Here is a 219-nt window from a genome sequence, read left to right as displayed (position 1 = left end):
GCAGCACTGCTCTTTAACAGAACGAACAACCGATAGGTGTGAGTGCTTGGCGATGCCAAACACTCGCACTGCAAGAAGATTGGAAACGTAAAGTTTCTTTGAACTTGCGTGCCAAAGTACGAAAAAAGCATAGAGATTGAACTGAAGAGTTTGATCCTGGCTCAGATTGAACGCTGGCGGCATGCTTTACACATGCAAGTCGAACGGTAACAGGGGCTT

General features: G+C 46.6%; 1 rRNA gene. It reads left to right on the top strand.

What is annotated here, in order from left to right:
- Positions 1 to 138: 138 nt before the first annotated feature.
- Positions 139 to 219, top strand: a 16S ribosomal RNA gene (locus EGI20_RS13870); the annotation flags it as partial.

The sequence above is a fragment of the Aquitalea sp. S1-19 genome (genome assembly GCF_024343515.1).
Note: the sequence above shows the minus strand (reverse complement) of the source record. Positions and strands in the feature narration are given on the sequence as shown.